The sequence below is a fragment of the Mycobacterium scrofulaceum genome (assembly GCF_002086735.1).
GTDB lineage: Bacteria > Actinomycetota > Actinomycetes > Mycobacteriales > Mycobacteriaceae > Mycobacterium > Mycobacterium scrofulaceum.
Genome location: NZ_MVIJ01000001.1, coordinates 58,280 through 77,604 on the forward strand (window position 1 = coordinate 58,280; position 19,325 = coordinate 77,604).

The 19,325-nt window shown below is 70.3% G+C and carries 13 protein-coding genes and 1 pseudogene; 6 read left to right on the top strand and 8 right to left on the bottom strand.

Going from position 1 to position 19,325, the window contains the following annotated elements:
- Window positions 1-3 precede the first annotated feature (3 nt).
- The 4 genes and pseudogenes from mbtD to BST44_RS00245 all read right to left on the bottom strand — a co-directional run.
- Window positions 4-3,010, bottom strand: a pseudogene (gene mbtD, locus BST44_RS00230) (mycobactin polyketide synthase MbtD); the annotation flags it as partial.
- Complete coding sequence (locus BST44_RS00235; RefSeq protein ID WP_083174242.1) at window positions 3,010-4,326, bottom strand: beta-ketoacyl [acyl carrier protein] synthase domain-containing protein; 1,317 nt, start codon at window positions 4,324-4,326, stop codon at window positions 3,010-3,012. The gene BST44_RS00235 and the pseudogene mbtD, both read right to left, overlap by 1 nt.
- Window positions 4,319-5,083, bottom strand: coding sequence for a thioesterase II family protein (locus BST44_RS00240; protein WP_083174243.1), 765 nt, complete (start codon window positions 5,081-5,083; stop codon window positions 4,319-4,321). Before BST44_RS00240 ends, BST44_RS00235 begins: the two co-directional genes overlap by 8 nt.
- Entirely contained in the window at window positions 5,080-8,583 is a 3,504-nt protein-coding gene (locus BST44_RS00245) for a non-ribosomal peptide synthetase (RefSeq protein WP_083174245.1), read from the bottom strand. Before BST44_RS00245 ends, BST44_RS00240 begins: the two co-directional genes overlap by 4 nt.
- Window positions 8,584-8,683: 100 nt before the next feature.
- On the opposite strand from BST44_RS00245, the gene BST44_RS00250 reads away from it, so the two are divergent.
- Window positions 8,684-10,339: a (2,3-dihydroxybenzoyl)adenylate synthase gene (locus BST44_RS00250; RefSeq protein WP_083174246.1), complete on the top strand. Its 1,656-nt coding sequence runs from the start codon at window positions 8,684-8,686 to the stop codon at window positions 10,337-10,339.
- Between the two features lie 46 nt (window positions 10,340-10,385).
- Here BST44_RS00250 and BST44_RS00255 read toward each other — a convergent pair whose 3' ends face one another.
- Window positions 10,386-10,814, bottom strand: a complete 429-nt coding sequence (locus BST44_RS00255; protein ID WP_083174248.1) for a cellulose-binding domain-containing protein — start codon at window positions 10,812-10,814, stop codon at window positions 10,386-10,388.
- Between the two features lie 198 nt (window positions 10,815-11,012).
- On the opposite strand from BST44_RS00255, the gene BST44_RS00260 reads away from it, so the two are divergent.
- The 5 genes from BST44_RS00260 to BST44_RS00280 are packed head-to-tail and all read left to right on the top strand — an operon-like array spanning window position 11,013 to window position 16,240.
- Entirely contained in the window at window positions 11,013-12,023 is a 1,011-nt protein-coding gene (locus BST44_RS00260) for an alpha/beta hydrolase (protein WP_083174249.1), read from the top strand.
- A gap of 3 nt (window positions 12,024-12,026) precedes the next feature.
- Window positions 12,027-12,875 carry an SDR family NAD(P)-dependent oxidoreductase gene (locus BST44_RS00265; RefSeq protein ID WP_083174251.1) on the top strand — a complete coding sequence of 283 codons (849 nt, stop codon included), beginning with the start codon at window positions 12,027-12,029 and terminating at the stop codon, window positions 12,873-12,875.
- Window positions 12,876-12,899: 24 nt separating this feature from the next.
- A complete protein-coding gene (locus tag BST44_RS00270; protein WP_083174252.1) occupies window positions 12,900-13,820 on the top strand; it encodes a reductase in 921 nt (306 codons plus the stop codon).
- 2 nt (window positions 13,821-13,822) lie between these two features.
- Window positions 13,823-15,319 carry a flavin-containing monooxygenase gene (locus BST44_RS00275; protein ID WP_439330685.1) on the top strand — a complete coding sequence of 499 codons (1,497 nt, stop codon included), beginning with the start codon at window positions 13,823-13,825 and terminating at the stop codon, window positions 15,317-15,319.
- Between the two features lie 3 nt (window positions 15,320-15,322).
- Window positions 15,323-16,240 carry a MerR family transcriptional regulator gene (locus tag BST44_RS00280; protein ID WP_083174254.1) on the top strand — a complete coding sequence of 306 codons (918 nt, stop codon included), beginning with the start codon at window positions 15,323-15,325 and terminating at the stop codon, window positions 16,238-16,240.
- Window positions 16,241-16,271: 31 nt separating this feature from the next.
- On the opposite strand, the gene BST44_RS31280 is transcribed toward BST44_RS00280, so the two are convergent.
- From BST44_RS31280 to BST44_RS00290, 3 genes are all read right to left on the bottom strand, one after another.
- The gene (locus tag BST44_RS31280; RefSeq protein WP_279628962.1) at window positions 16,272-16,406 is read right to left on the bottom strand and encodes a hypothetical protein; all 135 of its coding nucleotides are present in this window, start codon (window positions 16,404-16,406) and stop codon (window positions 16,272-16,274) included.
- Window positions 16,407-16,548: 142 nt separating this feature from the next.
- Window positions 16,549-17,565 (bottom strand): acyl-ACP desaturase, encoded by a 1,017-nt coding sequence (locus BST44_RS00285; protein ID WP_083174255.1) that lies wholly within the window; start codon window positions 17,563-17,565, stop codon window positions 16,549-16,551.
- Window positions 17,566-17,707: 142 nt separating this feature from the next.
- Window positions 17,708-19,060: a salicylate synthase gene (locus tag BST44_RS00290; protein ID WP_083174257.1), complete on the bottom strand. Its 1,353-nt coding sequence runs from the start codon at window positions 19,058-19,060 to the stop codon at window positions 17,708-17,710.
- Window positions 19,061-19,325 lie beyond the last annotated feature (265 nt).

The window sequence follows — 19,325 nt, forward strand, 5'->3', positions numbered from 1 at the left end:
CTGAGAGTCCAACCTTTCCAGCTTCGCGAGCGTCGAATGTTGCGTCCGATCCAGGCCCGCCCGTTGAGCCGGCGCGCAATGCGTCGATCAATTCGTCGAGGGTGATCCCGCCGAGCATGCGGGCGACCGGGACCGACCGTCCGACCGTGCGGCGCAGCCGCTTACGCAGATCGAGCGCGAGCAACGAGTCCACCCCGAGGTCGATCAGCGGCGCGGCCGGGTCGATCGACACCGAGTCGCCCAGGTGCAGCGTCGCGGCGAGCTGGTCGCGCACCACCTCGGCGAGCGGCTTGGCGAGTCGGCCGTCCACTCCCCCGTCGTCGTCTCGAGACGCGTCGAACGGCACGGCCATGCCCTGACTCTCGAAGAACACCCCGAGCCGGTCGGGGTCCGCGTCGAAGATCAACGGATCGCCGTCGTAGCGGTACAGGCCGGCCTCGATCGCCCGGTCCGGAACCATCGCGATCAGACCGGAGCGTTCTGTGCGGGCGATCTCGTCGGCCGCCACGACCCCGGCGGCCTGCCACAGTCCCCACCGGATCGCCGTGCAGTCGCGTCCCGTGCCGCGCAGCCGGGCGGCCAGCACGTCGAGCATCCGGTTGGAGGCGGCGTAGGCCGCGTGGCCGTAGCCGCCCCACACCCCGAACACCGAGGAGCAGGCCAGGATTCGGCAATCCGGTCGCAGCGGCCAGGACCCGGCCAGCAGGGCGAGGCCGCGCACCTTTGCCGCACACACCGCGGCGACACCTTCGCCGCTTAGGTCGGACCGGGAGTGGGCCTCGGCGATGCCGGCGGTATGAATCAGCAGCGACGCGCCGGTGCCGGCGTGCCGCGCGGCGACGGCACGCACGGCGGCCGCATCCGTGATGTCGCAGCGCGGTGCGTGCACGTCGGCGTCGTGGTTTTCGGTGAGCCGGCGCAGGGCGTCGCGGCCGATGCCGTTGCGGCTCAACAGGGTGACCGTGCGCGCGCCACGCTCGATGCAGTACCGCGCATATTGCAGGCCGATGGCCCCGCTGCCGCCGGTGATCACCACGTGCTCGAGCGCGGCGGCGTCCAGCGGCCGCCCGGTCGCCGTGTCGCGGCAGTTCCGGAAGGTCCGGACGTAGGCCCGCGGTGACCCGCCGTCGCGCAGCGCCACCTCACCGGGTTCGCCCAGCAGCGCGTCGACGACGGCGCTCGCCGTCCGGGGGTCGGCGTCGCGGCCACCCAGGTCGACATGCCCGAAGGCCTGGTCGGCGAATTCGAAGCCGACGCTGCGATGCATCGCGGCCAGCGCCGCCTGCGCCGGCCGGGCGTCGGCGTCACCGGCATCGACGGTCTCGGCGCACGCGGTGAGCAACCACACCGCCCGGCAGCGCGGGCCGATCAGGGCGGCGTAGTCGGGCAGGCCCGCGTCCGGCCGGGCGGCGAGCTGGTCGATCGCGGCGGTGGCGTCCGCCGCGTCGAGGGCGGGCGCGACGATGGCGAGGATCTCCGCGTCGTGCGGCGACACCAGTCGGCAATCACGGCGCGCCTCAATGGCTTCCGTCAGCCGTTGCGGTAAGGCGCCGTCGGCGGGGTCGGCGGCGACGACGCCGATGTCCGCCCCCGCCGCCGCCGGCGGCGTCGCTTGCCGCCAATGTTCGACGGCGGCGGTGAGCGCCGGGCCCGGCGGCGTGTCGATCAGCGGTTCTGGCGCGGCCCAAAGATGCACCGCCCGCATGGGCGCGTTCGGGAACCCGCGTAGCGGCGGGCGGGCGCCACCGGGGATGGCGTTGGCCCATCGGCAGCCGGGATCGGCGGCCGCCACGGCGGCGATGTTGGCCGCCAGCACGTCGGTGATCGCGCCGTCCCGGTGCCCCGAGCCGACGACGACGGTCGTCCGCTCGTCGACGAGGTCCGCCAACGGGTACAGCAGCGAGGGATGCGCGGACATCTCCACGAAGGCGGTGGCCCCGAGCCTCCGGGCCGACTCCACCGCGCGATCGAAACGTACTGTGCTGCAGAGGTTTTCATACCAGTAGTCGGTGAAGTCCGCGTCCGGGTCGACCTGCGCGCCGAAGGTCGACCCGACGAATCGCACCGGGCTGTCCCGGAATGCGGACTCCGGAATCAGCTCGACGAGCTTGGCGCGCAACCGCCGCAGGACGCTGGTGTGCCCCGGGTAGTCCACGGAGAGCTGGTGGGTGAACATGCCGCGCTGCCGGGCCAGTCGCACCGCGGCCGCCACGGCCTCATGGTCACCGGACACCACGGTCGACGACGGGCCGTTGACCGCCGAAACTTCCAGCCAGCCCGCCGTTTCCGCGATCAGGGACTCGGCCTCCCCCATGCCGGCGCCGAATACCGCCATGGCGTAGCGACCCGACAGTTGGTCGATGATCGCGGCGCGGGCGCCGACGAGCCTGACCGCGTCGGGCAACGATACGGTTCCCGCCACGTACGCCGCCGCGACCTCGCCGAGGCTGTGTCCGACGGTCATCGCGGGGAGCACGCCGTGGCATCGCCATTCGTGGGCGAGGCTGACCGCGTGGGTGAATTGCGCCCCCTGGATCTCGGTGCGCGACCAGTCGCGGTCGCGCTCCCCGGTCAGGTAGGGCAACGGGGAGGGCAACCCCGCGGCGCGGTATGCCTGGGCGCATCGGTCGGCCTCGGCCCGGTACGCCGGCAACTGGTGATAGGCCTGGGCGCCCATCGCCTGCCATTGGTTGCCCTGGCCGGGAAACACGAAGGCGATGCACGGCGCGGTGGGGAGGGAGGACCGGTGGACCAGCGGGTGCTCCTCGCCGCGGGTGAGGGCGGACAGCCCCGCGGCCAGTTCGGCCCGGTCGGCCGCCCGGACCACCGCGCGGTGCCGGCGCACCCGCCGCAGACGCAGCGGGGTGGACGCGATCGCCGCAATATCGGCGCCCGCGCCGGCCCCGCCCAGGAAGGCCATTACGGCCCCGGCGTCCTGACTGATCAGCTGTTCGTCGTGGGCGGACAGCAGCACCGGCAACCGGCCGTCGGGCAGCGGGGAGGTCAGCATCAGGCGACCTCGGGGAGGGAGACGATGACGTGCGCGTTGGTGCCGGCGATGCCGAACGCCGACGCCGCGGCGATCCGCTGCCCGCCGGCCGCGGGCCACGGGGTCAGGGTCTTCGCCAGGCGCAATCCTTGCTTTTCCCAGTCGATTTCGGGGCTCGGGTCCGCCGCGTGCAGGGTCGGCGGGATGGCGCCGTGCTCGGCGGCCACCATCACCTTGGCCAGCCCGAGCGCCCCGCTGGCTGCCAGCGCGTGCCCCACGTTCGATTTCACCGAGCCCAGCAGCGCACCGGCGCCGGGCGCCGTGTCGCCGTAGGTCTGCGCCAGCGACCGCAGTTCGGTGCGGTCGCCGAGCCGGGTGCCGGTCCCGTGGCCCTCGACCATTCCGACCTCTTCCGGCCGGATCCCGGCTTGTGTCATGGCCCGGCGGAACAGGCGGACCTGCGCCTCGCCGCTGGGGGCGCTCAGCCCGGCGCTGCGGCCGTCCTGGTTGACGGCCGTGGCGCGGACCTCGGCGACCACCCGCCGGCCGGCGCGCAGCGCGGCGGATTTGCGCTGCAGCACAAACATCGCGGCCCCCTCGGCCCACACCGTTCCGCTGGCCTGTGCGCTGTAGGGGCGGCAATGGCCGTCGTCGGAGAGGGCATGCTGCTTGGAGAACTCGACGAAGAACCCGGGCGAGCCCAGCACGTTGACCCCGCCGGCCAGCGCCAGGTCGCAGTCGCCGTTCTGCACCGATCGGACGGCCACGTGGAACGCCGCCAGCGCCGACGCGCACGACGAGTCCACCGTCAGCGCCGGCCCCGCCAACCCCAACGTGTAGGCGACCCGGCCGGAGATCACGCTCAGCGCCGTCCCGGCGAGCAGGTGGCCGCTGTGCGGGGAGAACGTGGCCATCTGCGGCCCGTATCCGGTGGCCGAGGCGCCGACGAAACACCCGGCGTCGTGGCCGGCCAGGTCGTCGGGGTTGATGCCGCTGTTCTCCAGCGCACGCCAGGACACCCGGAGCACCACGCGTTGCTGGGGGTCCATGGCGACGGCCTCGCGCGGCGAGATGCCGAAGAACTCGGGGTCGAACATCGTTGCGCCCGAGAGGAATCCGCCGCGGTCATGGATCTCCTTGAACCCACTGCGCCGCGACCCGGCGAGCAGCTCGCGGACCTGCCAACCCCGGTCGGCGGGGAACGGACCGAGCGCCTCACCGCCGTGCGCCAACAGCTCCCAGTACTTCTCGGCGGTGTCGATGCCGCCGGGCGCCTCGACGGCCATGCCGACGATCGCGACCGGGTCGTCCGTGGGGTCGAACCCGTCGTCAGACATCGCCGTTCACCCGCTCGGCCACGGCGTCGATGTGCTCGTTGAGGTAGAAATGGCCGCCGTCGTAGAGGAACAGCTCGAAGGCGCCGGCGGTGTGGCTTTCCCAGAGCCGCAACGCGGACTCCTCGACGCGGTGGTCGTCGCGCGCCCCGAGCACGCGGATGTCGGCGCGGATGCGGACGTCGGGGCCGCACTCGTAGCGGTTGACCGCTCGGTAGTCGGCCCGCACGGCCGCGGTCAGCAGCTCGGCGAACTCTTCGTCGGCGAGCAGTTCGGGGTCGGTGCCACCGAGATCGGCGATGTCGGCGAGCAATCCGTCATCGGTGGTGGGGAGTTCGGGCATCGCGGCGACCGCGGACGGCGCCGGTCCGGCCGAGACCCACAGGCGCTGCACCGCGGCGTCGTGAGATTCGGCGATCCTGGCGAACTCGAACGCGACGACGGCACCCATGCTGTGGCCGAACAGCCGCAGCGGCGCCACGCGATGCCACGGTCCGGCGTCGAACAGGCCCCGGGCGAGGTCGTGCACGGTGTCGGGGGCCGGGTGGCCGAGCCGGTCCGCGCGCTGCGGGTACTGCACGATGTAGGTGTCCCCACCCGCGGACAGCGCGGCCGCCAGCGCGCGGTAGCTTGCCGCGGCCGCCCCCGCGTGCGGGAACACCACGGTCGCGCCGGCGCGCGGGCCCGCGCCCCTACCGGGCACCCGCTTGATCCATGGCGCGAACTCGGAGGGCGCACTCAGCACCGGATCGGATGTCATTGCGGCGTCACGGCCTTCCCGGCCGGCCGCGAAGCCGAGAGCACCGTGTCGGCGTCCATCTGGCTGACCTCCAGGTACAGCTCGGCCACCTGGTCCAGCCGCGCGCCGCCGCCCTCCCGGTCGATGAGCAAAGCGGCGAGCGCCGCCACCGTTCTGGTGGCGAAGACGTCGGCGACCACGACGTGAGGCGTGTCCAGCCACGTGCGGATGCGACCCACGGCCTGGGTGGCCAGCACCGAATCGCCGCCGAGGGCAAAGAAGTCGTCGTCGCGACCGACGGTGTCCACGCCGAGCAGCTCCCCGAGGAGCGCGGCGAGAGCGGATTCCAGCGGCGTCGCCGGGGCCGAGTGGCCGGGCCGCTCGGACGCCGAAACGGCGGCGCCCAGGTCCCGGGCGACGGCGCGGCGGTCGATCTTGCCGGCGTCGGTGAACGGGATGCGCCGCACCAACGCGATGTGACGCGGAATCATGTGCGCCGGAACGAGTTCGGCCATCAGCTCCCGCATCCGCTCGGCGGTCAGCCCGGCACCCGGGCTCTCCGGGCAGACCGCCGCGGCGAGCGCCTCGGATCCACCCGCGCCGGGAAGCAGGGCGGCGACCGCGATCGCCACCCCCGGCAGCCGCCGCAACGCGGTCTCGATCTCGCCGAGTTCTACGCGGTATCCGCTGATCTTGACCCGGTGATCGGCGCGGCCGACGAACTCGAGCGTGCCGTCGGGCCAATACCTGGCCAGGTCACCGGTGCGGTACCACCTGCGCCCCGCGCGCTCGACGAAGCGCTCAGCGGTGAGATCCGGTCGGCCGCGATAGCCCCGCGCGATGCCGCGGCCGGACACCCACAGCTCGCCGGCGACCCAATCCGGGCAGTCGTCACCCGTGTCGTCGACGACGCGGCAGGCGTTGTTGGGCAGCGGCACGCCGTAGGGCAGGGCGGTCCAGTCCGCGGGCAGCGAGGCAGCGTCGGCCACCTCGAAAATGGTGTTGTGGACCGGGGTTTCGGTCGCGCCACCCAGACCGGCGAACCGCAGGTTAGGCGCCTCGGCCCGCAGGCGACGCGCCAGCTCGGGGCGCACCCAGTCACCGCCGGTGGGAATCACCCGCACCGAGGACAGCCGCCCGTGTCCGACTTCGATCAGCATCTCCAGCCAGCCCGGCATGAAGTGCAGGACCGTCACCTGGTGGGCGTCGATGAGCCGGGCCCAGGCGTCGGGGTCGCGGCGCTGCGCCTCGTCGACCACCACGATCGACCCGCCCGTCCGCAAGGTGACGAAGACGTCCATCACCGAGATGTCACCTTCCAGCGTGGACAGGGCCAGGCATCGATCCGCGGGGCCGATCTCGAAGTGGTGGGCGATGAATTCCACGGTGTTCATCGCGGCGTCGTGGGTCACCTCGACGCCCTTGGGCTCACCGGTCGAGCCGGAGGTGAACAGCACGTAGGCCAGCTGGGCGGGATCGACGCGCGGAAGGTCCGCGGCCGCGGGCGCCCCGCGCAGCACCTCGGCAAGGATCAGCTCGGGCACCGGCAGCGCCAGCAGCTGCCCCCCGCACACCAGGGCCAGGCGCACCGCGCCGGTCCGCAGGATGCGCTCCGCGCGGTCGCGGGGCTGGTCGATGCCGATCGGCAGGTAGACCGCGCCGATGCTCAGGATGCCCAGCAGCGCCGGTATCTGTTCGGCGGTCTTCGGGCCCGCCACCGCGACCGTGTCGCCAACGCCGACCCCGGCGGCGCGCAGGGCGGCGGCCACCGCCAGCGCCCGGTCGCGCAGCTGCGCGTAGCTGAGCTCACCGGAACTGGAGACTACGGCCGGCGCGTCGGGCCGCAGCCCGGCCTGCCGAAAGAACCCGTCGTGCAACGCTTCCCCGCTGGGCTCGGCGATGCGTCCGTTGACCCTGTCCCGCACCGCGCGCTGCGCCGCCGGCAGCGGCGACGGCCCGGGCGCGTCCCAGTCCTCGTCGGCCGAGGCGAGGCGGAGCAGTTCGTCGATGTGGTAGGCGAACATGGCCTCGACGACGCCGGGGGCGAAAACCCCTTCGCGCACATCCCAATTCACCAGTACGCCGCCGTCGAGCTCGGTGACCTGGGCGTCGAGCAGCACCTGCGGTCCCTGGGAGATGATCCACGCGGGTGCGCCGAATTGCGCGGTGACCTCGTCGCCGAACAGTGGGCCGAGGCCCAGCGCGCTGGTGAAGACGACCGGCGCCAGCACCTGGGTGCCGCGGTGCCGGCTGAGGTCGCGCAGCACCGACAGCCCGGGATAGGCGGCGTGCGCGGCGGCGGTCCGCATCGCGTCCTGCACGGCGGCCGCCCGCGCCGCCGCGGTCGGCGAGCCGGTGAGGTCGACGTCGAGCAGCAGCGAGGAGGTGAAGTCGCCGACGAGCGAGTCGACGTCGGGGTGCAGCGGCTGCCGACCGAACAGCGGCACGTTCAGCAGGAAGCGGGAGCTGGTCGACCAGCGGACCAGGGCGTGGGAGAACGACGCGGCCAGGGTCATCGCCGGGGTGAGCCCGCGGGCCCGGGCGCGGGAAAACAGGGCGTCGCGGGTTTCGGGATCCAGCCAATGCCACAGCCGGACGCTGCGACGCGAGCCGCGGTCGCCGGCGGTGGGCAGGCTCGGCGGGTCGGGCAGCTGCGGGATGCGTTGCGCCCACCAGTTCCGGTCGGCGTCGCGGGCCGGTTGCGGGCGCGCCTCGTCCGCCTCGACCGCGCGGCGGTACTGGCGGTAGCTGTAGTCCAGCGCGGGCAGGTCGTGACCGCGGTAGAGGGTGGCGAGGTCGGCCATCAGCGTTCGGTAGCTCATCGCGTCGGCGGCCTGCATGTCGAGGTCGACGTGCAGGCGCGAACGTTCGCCGGGCAGCCGGGTCAAAGCGAGCTCGAACACCGCCCCGTCAAGCTGCTGTTGTGATTTGGCGTCGCGGATGGCGGCCAGCCGCTGATCGACCTCCACGGCGCCCAGGTGGCGCAGGTCCTCGACCGCGACCGGGAATGCGTCGCCGGTTGCCGCGATCCGCTGCGTCCCGTCGGGCAGGAATTCCACCCGCAGCATGGGGTGGCGTCGGGCCAGCTCCGTGGCGGCCGCGCGCAGGCGCCCGGGGTCGATCGCGCCGCCGTCGAATTCGACGTAGAGGTGCCCGGCCACCCCGCCGAGAAGCTGGTTGTCCTGGCGACCGACCCACATCGCGTGCTGCATCGGGGCCAGGGCAAAGGGCTCGCCCGCGGCGTCGTCGGCCACTCCGGCGGGCGGCCGCTCGGTATCCTCGGGCGGGGCATCGGCGGTGACCAGGCCGGACCAGGCCTCGATCGTCGGGGTGGCGGCCAGCGTGGCGAAATCGACGGGAACGCCCCGCCGGCGCCAGCGGCCCGCCAGGGTCATCATCCGGAGGGAGTCCAGGCCCTGGCCGATCAGGTTGGTGCTGGGGTGGACGTCGTCGGCCCTCACGCCGAGCAGTTCGGCCACCTCCGCCCGGACGTCTACCGAGCGCGCCGAGGCACGCACCACGAACCCTCCCTGAATTAGCACAGGCTGCCCTAAGTTGTGGGGGTTACCCTATCCTTACTCACGGATCGCCGCCACCACGCCCCCCTGTCTGAGGACCTCGATGACCGCGAACGCACGGCAACCCCGGGCCGGGGCCCTCGACGGGTTCGTGCCCTTCCCCGCCGATCGGGCCGCCGCCTACCGGGCGGCCGGCTACTGGGCGGGACGAACCCTGGACACCATCCTGAGCGAGGCCGCGCGGCGCTGGCCGGAGCGCACGGCCGTGCTCGACGCCGCGGGCGGTGCCGGCCTGAGTTATGCCCGGCTCGACGAACACGCCGACCGCGCCGCCGCGGGACTGCACCGCCTGGGCATCGCCCCGGGGGACCGGGTGCTGTTGCAGCTGCCGAACGGTTGCCAGTTCGCGGTGGCGCTGTTCGGGCTGCTGCGGGCGGGCGCCATCCCGGTGATGTGCCTGCCCGGCCACCGGGCGGCCGAACTGGGACACTTCGCCGCCGTCAGCGAGGCCCGCGCGCTGGTGATCGCCGATACGGCAAGCGGTTTCGACTACCGCGCCATGGCGGAGGAGCTCGTCAAGGCCCACCCGGCGCTCGAGCACGTGATCGTCGACGGGGACCCCGGTCCGTTCACGTCGTGGGCGCGGCTGTGCGATCGGGCGGGCAGCCGTCCGCGGGTGCCGGCGCCGGATCCGGGATCGCCTGCTCTGCTGCTGGTTTCGGGTGGCACCACCGGCACCCCCAAACTCATCCCCCGCACCCACGACGATTACGTGTTCAATGCGACCGTGAGCGCGCGGGTGTGTGGGCTCACCGCCGACGACGTGTACCTGGTGCTGCTCTCGGCCGGACACAATTTCCCGTTGGCCTGCCCCGGCCTGCTCGGCGCGATGACCGTGGGCGCCACCACCGTCTTCGGTACCGACCCCAGCCCCGAGGCCGCCTTCGCCGCCATCGAGCGCCACGGCGTCACGGCCACCGCCCTGGTGCCGGCCCTGGCCAAGCTCTGGGCGCAAGCCTGCGAGTGGGAGCCGGTGACACCGAAGTCCCTGCGGCTATTGCAAGTTGGCGGGGCGAAGCTGGAGCCCGCCGACGCGCGCCTCATCCGGTCCGCGTTGACGCCCGGGTTGCAACAGGTGTTCGGGATGGCGGAGGGGCTGCTGAACTACACCCGCCCGGGCGATTCCCCCGCGCTCGTCGACCACACCCAGGGGCGGCCGCTGTGCGCGGCCGACGAATTGCGCGTCGTCGATGCCGACGGTGAACCGGTGGCGGCGGGTGAGGAAGGTGAGCTGCTGGTGCGCGGCCCGTACACCCTCAACGGCTACTACCGCGCCGAGCGCGACAACGAACGCTGCTTCGCTCCCGACGGTTTCTTCCGCAGCGGCGACCTGGTGCGGCTACGGCCCGACGGCTACCTGACCGTCACCGGGCGGGTCAAGGACGTGATCTGCCGTGCCGGTGAAACCATCTCCGCGGCGGACCTCGAGGAGCAGATGCTGCGCCACCCGTCGATCTTCTCGGCGGCGGCGGTGCCGCTGCCCGACCCCTACCTCGGCGAAAAGATCTGCGCGGCGGTGGTTTTCACCGGCCCAGCGATGACGCTGGCGGAGCTGAACGCCCACCTCGACCGGCAGGGCGTCGCCGCGCATTCCCGGCCCGACGTGCTGGTCCCGATGGCGGCGCTGCCGACGACGCCGATCGGCAAGGTCGACAAGAAGGCGATCGCCGGCAGGCTGTCGGCCGGTCAGGCGCGCTAGCCGACCTTATTGGCGCCCACCGGCCGCTTGCGCGGCCCGGCGGCCTCTAGGTGCACCGATACTGCCCGTTGAGCACGCAATTCGACGGTGGCGAGTAGGAGCCCGTGAGCAGGCCCCGGAAACCGCCCGTGGCCGACCCTCCGGGCGCAATGACGCGATTCCAGTTCGCGGGGGTGAGAACGTAGTGCGTGCCCGATTGAGCGACCGTGCTGTTCCACGTGTGCAGGATGGATTGCCCCGGCGGCATGTCGAATTCGAGCTTCCAATCGCTTAGCGGCGCCGCGCTCGCATTGGTGACGGCGAAGCGGGCGATGAAACCGGTCTGCCACGTATGTTCCACCGACAACGTCGCCGCGGCCGCGGCCGCATGAGCGACGGGGGCGGTGGCGAGCCCGAGGGCGGCAACGGTCAGAGCGGACACGGTTACGCGCAGCGCCGCACGCCAGCGCTGCAGGTAGTTGTCCAGTCGGGCCATAGCAGCCAACACTAAAGCCACACAGGCGAAATCGCCGTCGCATCGCCGGCAAGCTGCAGGACCTTTGCCCAACTGAAACCGACACGAAATTTTTGCCTTCACACACCTCGGCGCGACACGGCTCCGCGAGTTCGGCCCGCGGGCGCGTCGGCAATCCTGCCATTGACCAATGTCACCATTTGGTGTTGACTGCGTGGCATGACGGACGGCGTTCCGGCCCGCGGGTCGTTGCGGTCCCGCGGCGCGGCGGCGGTGAGTGCCTACACCCTGCGGCCGGTCACGGGTCTGCTGCCGCCCGAACGGGCATGGGGCTTGTGGGTATCTCGCCAGATCGTCGCCCGGATCATGGGAACGTTCGGCCCCCCGCTGGCGGGCACCCGCGTCGAACATGTCGACACGAGGCTGCCCGACGGCCGCCGCGTCAAGGGCGAATGGGTTCATGGACCGCGAACGCCGACAAGCGCTGCGCCGCGCTCGCTGCCGGCCGCCGGAGCCATCTATTACGTGCACGGCAGCGGTTACGCCGTGTGTTCGGCAAAGACGCACCGGCGGTTGACGTCCTGGCTGTCCTCGTCGACCGGCTTGCCGGTGTTCTGCGTCGATTACCGGCTTGCCCCCCGCCACCGTTTCCCCGCCGCGGCCGACGACGTGCGGACGGGCTGGGACTGGCTGACGCAGACATGCGGTGTACCGCCGAAACAAATGGTGATTGCCGGAGATTCGGCCGGCGGCCACTTGGCCGTCGACATGATGCTGCAACCCGACGTCGCCGACAACCATCCCGCCGCGCTCGCGCTGTTCTCCCCGCTCTACGACATCACCTTCGAGCTCTGCCTCGCCCGTGAACGCATGCGCCGCGATCCCGCGATCCGGGCGGCCGACGCGGCCCGCCTGGTCGGCATGTATCACGCCGGCGTCGACCCCGCCCACCAGCGGCTGACGCTGGACGTGGCCGCGGGCCCGCCGCTTCCGCCCACCCTGATCCAGGTCGGCGGCGCGGAGATGCTCCGAGACGACGCGCGCCAGCTCGCCGCCGACATCCACACCGCGGGTGGCCGGTGCGAACTGCAGATCTGGCCGCACCAGGTGCACGTCTTCCAGGCCTTGCCCCGCCTGACCCCCGAGGCCGCCAAGGCGGTGGCCTACGTCGCCCGGTTCGTCGCCCACGCGTTGCAGGACGCGCGCGCCACGGCCCAGGGGGTGCGCTGAGCGATGCTGGACAGGCTGCTGGGCAGATCGAAGACCAGCCGCGGCGCGTCGGCGGTCGTGACCGGCGCCGGCAGCGGCATCGGCGCGGCCTTCGCCATCGAGCTCGCCCGTCGCGGCGGGGCGGTCGTCTGCAGCGACATCGACGAAAGGGCCGCCCGCGCGACGGCCGACGCCATCGTCGAGCACGGCGGCAAGGCCACCGCAATCCGTTGCGATGTCTCGAAATTCGAGGACGTGCAGGCACTTGCCGAGCAATCGCAGGCCTGGTTCGCCGGCCCACCCACGCTGGTGATCAACAATGCCGGCGTCGGTGCCGGCGGCGCGGCCATCGGCGATGCGTCCCTGGACGACTGGGTGTGGACGCTGGGCATCAACCTGTGGGGCCCCATTCACGGCTGCCACGTGTTCACCCCGATCCTGCGGAATGCCGGGCCCGCGCACGCTCCCCGCGGCATCATCAACGTCGCCTCGGCGGCGGCGTTCGGTGCCGCCCCGGGCATGGCCCCCTACAACGTCAGCAAGGCCGGCGTGCTGTCACTTTCGGAGACCCTGGCTGCCGAATTGGCCGGTACCGGCATCAAAGTCACCGTGCTGTGCCCGACGTTCGTCAAGACCAACATCGTCGAGTCCGGGCGCATCAGCGCGCAATCCGGCGAGCTGGCCAACCGGCTGATGCGCTGGACCGGGTTTTCGCCCGACAAGGTCGCGCGGATCTGCCTGGACGCGCACGACCGCGGCGAGCTCTACTGCATGCCGCAACTCGACGCCAAGATCGGCTGGAACATCAAACGCCTGGCCCCCCAGGCGTACACGCGTGCGGCCGGCCTGGTGTCGCGCGTCAGCCTGCCCTGATCACCCAACGCAAAGGAGCTCCCGGTGGCCATCGACATGGAAGCCATGCTCGCCAAGATCAAGGACCGCCAGTGGGCGCTCGCCGACATCGACTGGGACGCCCCCGGCGCCGAAATGATCAGCGCTGAACAGCGGCCACAGCTCAAGGCATTCATGGCCGACCTGTGCTGGATCGAGAACATCGGCGCCAGGGGCTTCGCGGCGCTAGCGAAGAAGGCACCCACACCGACCATCGCCGAGATCTACCGCTACTTCCACGCCGAGGAGCAACGCCACGCCAACGCAGAACTGGCGCTGATGAAGCGCTGGGGCATGCTCGAGGACGGTGAGATCCCCGAGCCGAACGTGAACATCCGACTGGCGATCGACTGGTTGGACCGCTGGGCCGACGACATGCCGCTGTCTCTGCTGGGCACGGTCATTCCGATGCTCGAGGTCGCACTGGACGGCGCCCTGTTGAAATTCCTGCTCGACGAGGTGCACGACCCCATCTGCCACCAGGTCTTCGAGAAGATCAACAATGACGAATCACGCCACCTGGTCGTCGATTTCGAGGTCCTCGACATGATCGGGCACGCGAAGATCCGACGGTTACTGATCGACTTCGTCGGTCACAATGCCACTCCGGGTCTGATCATCGGTGCGATCATGGGCGCACCGCTGATCAACAGGATCCGCAACGAGATCACCGCCATGGGTATGGAGCCTGAGCGGCTTTACAGAGCTGTGAAAAGATTCAAAGAGCTTGGTGATCGCGGCGAACGTACCAGGCGGGTACCGACTTATCGATTCCTGAGGCGCTACGCGGGAGTGGTCACAAATCCACGCCACCCGTACCACCTGCTCGCGAATTCGATGGTATGGCTTTCCGACCGATATCCGCGGCCCCTGCTTCCGTCGATACCGACTTGGGTTGGAGAACTGACCCACGAGCCGGCGGCCTGACCGTGGCCGACAACCGCACCCATGCGGTGCTCATCATCGGAGCCGGCTTCACCGGGCTGGGGGCGGCGATCCGATTGGCCGACGCCGGAGTCGACGACGTCGTGATCGCCGAACGCGGCGACCGGGTGGGCGGAACCTGGCGCGACACGACGTATCCCGGCGCCAGCTGCGATGTGCCGTCGTTGCTGTATTCGTACTCGTTCGTCAAAAACCCCACCTGGTCGCGCACCTACTCCCCCGCCCCGGAGATCTGCCGCCACCTCGAAGACATGGCGACCAGGTTCGACGTCCGTCGCCACATCCGCTTCGGCCACGAGGTCAGCGGCCTGACCTTCGATGAGGCCGACGGGGTGTGGACCGCAACGACCAATCGTCGCACCCGATTCCGCGCCCGCACCGTGGTGCTGGCTTCCGGACCGCTGTCCGACGTCAGCTTCCCCGACATTCGCGGCCTGGACAGCTATCGCGGACACAAGGTCCACAGCGCCCGCTGGGACCACGACTACGATTTCGCGGGCAAGCGGGTCGCGGTCATCGGCACCGGCGCCAGCGCGATCCAGATCGTTCCCGAGCTGGTGAAGCAGGCCGGATTCGTCAAGGTGTTTCAGCGCACCCCGTGCTGGGTGTTGCCGCGCCTGGACACCGCCACCCCGCCGGCCGTGCAGAACCTGTTCACCAAAGTGCCTGCCGCCCAGCACCTTGCGCGGCAGGCGCTGTTCTGGGGTCACGAGGCCAGCGCCACGGCCCTGGTGTGGGACACGCCGTTGACGTCGCTGGTGGCGCGGTTGGGGCGGGCGCACCTGCGCGCCCGGGTCAAGGATCCGTGGCTGCGGCGCCAGCTGACGCCGGACTTCCGGCCGGGATGCAAGCGCATGCTGGTCTCCAGCGACTACTACCCCGCGCTGCAGCGGGAGAACTGCAAGCTCATCGACTGGCCGATCGCCACCCTCAGCCCGGCCGGCATCCGCACCAGCGACGGCATCGAGCACCACCTCGACTGCATCGTGTTCGCCACCGGCTACGACGTGCACCTGACCGGACCCCCCTTTGCGGTCACCGGGCTCGGCGGCCGGTCGCTGGCCGACGAATGGGCCGGCGGCGCACAGGCTTACAAGAGCATCAACGTGCACGGCTATCCGAATCTGTTCGTCATGACCGGACCCAACTCCGGACCGGGCCACAACTCGCTGCTGGTCTACATCGAGGGTCAGCTCGAGTACGCGGTGCGCGGCATCCGAGCCATCCTCGACGACGACCTGCGCTACCTGGATGTGCGCGAAGAGGCGCAGCGCCGGCACAACGCCGACCTGCAGCGCCGGCTCACCAGGACGACGTGGATGTCCGGCTGCCGCAGCTGGTATCTCACCAGGGACGGGTACAACGGGTCGATGTACCCCGGTTTCGCGACGCAGTATCTTCGCCAGATGAGGGATTTTCGCTACCAGGATTACCAAGCCGTGGCGCGCGGCGCCCGGGCGTATGCCGCCTCGTCGGGCTGACAGGTGGCACCCGAGCGCCCGCTCGACCGCTCGTCGCGACCCGAACCGGGCACGATCGCTAGCGTGCTGCACAACGTGCGGCGCGCGCCCAAGCGCGTGCGGCGCCAGTCGCGAGACTTCATCGAAACCGCAGTGTCGCAGCTTTTCGACGCGGCGGTGCGTCACCCACAGGGCGTACCCGCATCCGGTGAGTACCGGATCGAGGATCTGGCCCGGCTGGCCGGCACCACCACCCGCAATATCCGGGTCTACCGCGACCGCGGCCTGCTACCCCCGCCGTTGCGCGTCGGCCGCATCGCGCTCTTCAACGACACCCATCTGACCCGCCTGCGGCTGATCACCTCGATGCTCGACCGCGGATACAACATCGCGCACGTGCGCGAAATGCTCAGCGCCTGGGAGGAGGGCAAGAACCTGGGCGACGTGCTGGGCCTCGAGACGGCCATCGTCGGCACGTGGACGACCGAAAAACCGGAGACCATGCCGCTGGCCGACGCGCGGCGGCTCGTCGACGACCCGGACGCCTTCGAGCGGCTGGTGCGGCTGCAGGTCATCCGGCTCGATGGGGAGAGGGTCACCGTCACTCGCCCCAAGCTGATCGAGGCGTTCAACGAAATCCGCGGCTACGGCGTCAAATTGGAGAAGCTCGTCGACCTGCACGAGCAGATCGTGCCGGAAATCGACAAGATCAGCGACATGCTGGTGCGCGCCGGAGCCGAGCACGTGCTGGACCGCATCAAGCCGGGCGAGCCGCTGCCGGCGGACGCCGAGATCGCCGAGCTGATCACGATGCTGGTGCGCTTCCGCACGCAAGCCGTGGCGACGGTGACCGCCACGCTCGCGTCCTCGATCGAGTCGAACATCGAATCACTCGTCAGCCGTGTCCTGGCCGACTACCTCGAGTCCAGCCCCTCGACCTGAACGGTATTCGCTCAGTCAGGTCGTGACGTCGCTAGGCGCCGGTGCACGTGTACGGGGTGCAGTCCACCGTCACCGGCGTGACGCACGCCGACATCGGGGTCAACGAGAGCGCGAGCATCAGCGCAAGGACCACTTTGGATTTGACACCGGACACTGACCACTCCATCCGTCGAGGATGGGACGAATGCTAAGCGCGGCCCTCCGAAAAAACATGAGAATGGCCGATATTCGCTGGCACGTACCGGCCGGCTCGCGGATTTCGGCTCCGCTCGGACGGATGACACGCCTTCAGCTGGTCCTCGACCGGATCAGTGTCCGCTCAGGGTGAGCGTCCCTTCCGTTCTCAAAACTTTGCTGGCCGTGATTCTTTCGGTCTTGCGGGCTTCTCGCTCGAGATAACGCTGCTTGGACTCCTCGAATTTGTCGGAAGCCTGCTCGAGCTCCTTGACCAGCACGGCGAGATCGTCGCGCATCCGCGCGGCGTCGCCGGTGAAGTCCTCGCGTTCGAAGATGCGCCACTTCCTGAGCACCGGCATCACCACCTCGTCGAGATGGATGCGCGGGTCGTAGACGCCGCCGACGGCGATGATCACCGCCTTGCGCCGGAATTCGGGGACCGTGAATCCGGGCATCTTGAAGTTGCGCAGGATTCGGTGCACCGACTTCATCGCCTGATTCGGGGCGATGTCCAGCCCCGCCGCGCTGACGTCCCGGTAGAAGATCATGTGCAGGTTCTCGTCGTGCGAGACCCTGGCCATCAGTTGCTCCGCGATGGGGTCTTGGGAGGCCTTGCCGGTATTGCGATGGGAGACCCGGGTGGCCAGCTCCTGGAACGACACGTACATGACCGAGTCGAATAGGCTCTCGGCAAACATGTCACCCTGCTGGTTCTGCCCCGGGCTGAAGCCCCGCGTCATTTGCTCCAGGCGGAGTTTCTCCAGCGCCACCGGGTCGACGGAGCGGGTGACCACCAGGTAGTCGCGCAGCGCCGTGCTGTGCCTGGCCTCCTCGGCGGTCCACCGGTTGACCCACTGCCCCCAGGGCCCGTCCATGCTGAAGTTCATCGCGATCTCGCGGTGATACGAGGGGAGATTGTCCTCCGTCAGCAGGTTCTGCACCATGGCCACCTGCGCGACGTCGGGGAGCCGGCCCTGCCCGGGCTCCCAATCCTGACCGTCGAGCGCGTAGAAGTTCCTGCCGTCCGACCACGGGACGTAGTCGTGCGGGTTCCACTCCTTGAACATCGACAGGTGGCGGTTGAGCAGGCCCTCCACCACGGGCTCGAGCTCGTGAAGTAGCTGCAGGTTAGTCAGGTCCTTGGACACAAAGCCCTCCAGTTATGTGTGCCGTTGAGTTACGCGCAATGTATCTGTGTCATCCGGTTACATAAAGATGACACGCGCGAAACGCGGCCAACTAGGGCCAAAGGTCCCTACGCCCGCAGGACCGCCCAGAGCCGGGTGCGAATTACTGGCGCGCGACCAGATAGGGCGCCAGCGTGGAGAGCTTTTCGCAGGTCTCCTCGAATTCCCGCTCGGGCGTGGACGCTTCGATGATGCCGGCCCCGGCCCGCAACCACGTCCTGCCGTCGCGTTGGTAGGCCGCCCGCAACGTCAACGCCGCATCCAGTCCCCCGTCGGCCGAAAACATCACGACCGCGCCGGAATACAGACCGCGCGGGCTCTCGTCGAGGCGCAGGATCGCTTCCACGCCACCCGCTTTCGGGATGCCCGAGGCGGTGACGGCCGGGAACAGCGCTTCCAGCGCGTCCATCCGGTCGTTAGACGCCCCGAGCCGCCCGCTGACCGTGGAGCCGAGGTGCTGCACGCTCCCCCGCTCCCGCACCGTCATGAAATCGGTGACCACCGCACTGCCGGGTTCGGCGATCTCGCTCATTTCCTGCAGCGAACTTCGCACCGAAATCGCGTGTTCGACAATTTCTTTCGAGTTCGACTCCAGCTCGTCCCGGGCCTGCCGGTCACGCGCCACACCTCGGCCCAGCGCGCGGGTGCCCGCCAGCGGCTCGGTCACCACGATGCCGTCGTCATGGACGGCCGCGACAAGTTCCGGACTGTAGCCGACAGCGCGAATCCCGCCCAGCCGCAACAAGAACGAGCGCACCGGCGTGTTGTGCCGACGCCCCAGCCGATAGGTGGACGGGAAGTCCACCGGGAAGGGCACTTCCAGACAGCGGGACAGGATCACCTTGTGGTAGCGGCCCGCCGCGATCTCGCCCACGGCCGCCGCCACCCGATCGCGATAGCCCGACGCGTCGGCGATGACGTCGACGCCGCGGGGCCTGCGCACCTCGCGCACGCCGTCGTCCAGCAAGCGCAGGACCGCGTCGCGGTGAACCGCCGTCGCGCCCCACAGCTGGACCGAGTCCTGGCTCACCGCGATGCGAGTGCGCGGCCAAAACACCCGGGCCAGCGGGGTTCGCGGCGCCAGCCGCTGCTGCAGCCCATAGCGGTAGACGCCGAACTCGAAGGCGATCCAGCCGAAGAGCTGGTCGGTTTCCAGCAACAACCGGTCGACGGCCTCGCCCAGAACGTGGCCGGGCCGGCCCGACCACTGCTGCCGCCGAGTCACCCCGTCCCGCACGACACGCAACTCGTCGCTGTCCAGCTCGATCATCGCCCGCACACCACTGGCCAGCAACCATTGACCACCGCGCTCGTAGAGCAGATATTCCTCGCCGGTTTGTTCGGGCAGCACCGCGGCCAGCTCGGCGGCCAGGTCGGCCGGCTCGACATCAGGGGGAAGCGGAATCGGCGAGGACGCAGATCCGGCGGAACTCGTCTGAACGCTGACCTCGGTCACGGTTAGTAAATGTAGCCTAACCTATCTACGAGCGCGCAACCGCTCCCCGCCGGGACGTGCCGAGCCGGCCGAACTCCGCCGGAGTTCAACCGCCGGCCACCCGTCGGGCCCGCCACCAGCCGAACCGACAGCGCCCCGGTCGACCCACCGTTTTACCAGCGCAAGGGACGTGATCGGGGCCAGATTCCGCCGGACGCCGGCACCGAGCTACGCACACCGGGACACCAAACGTTTGCCAATCGTTTACGAGCCGGCCGCACAGCGA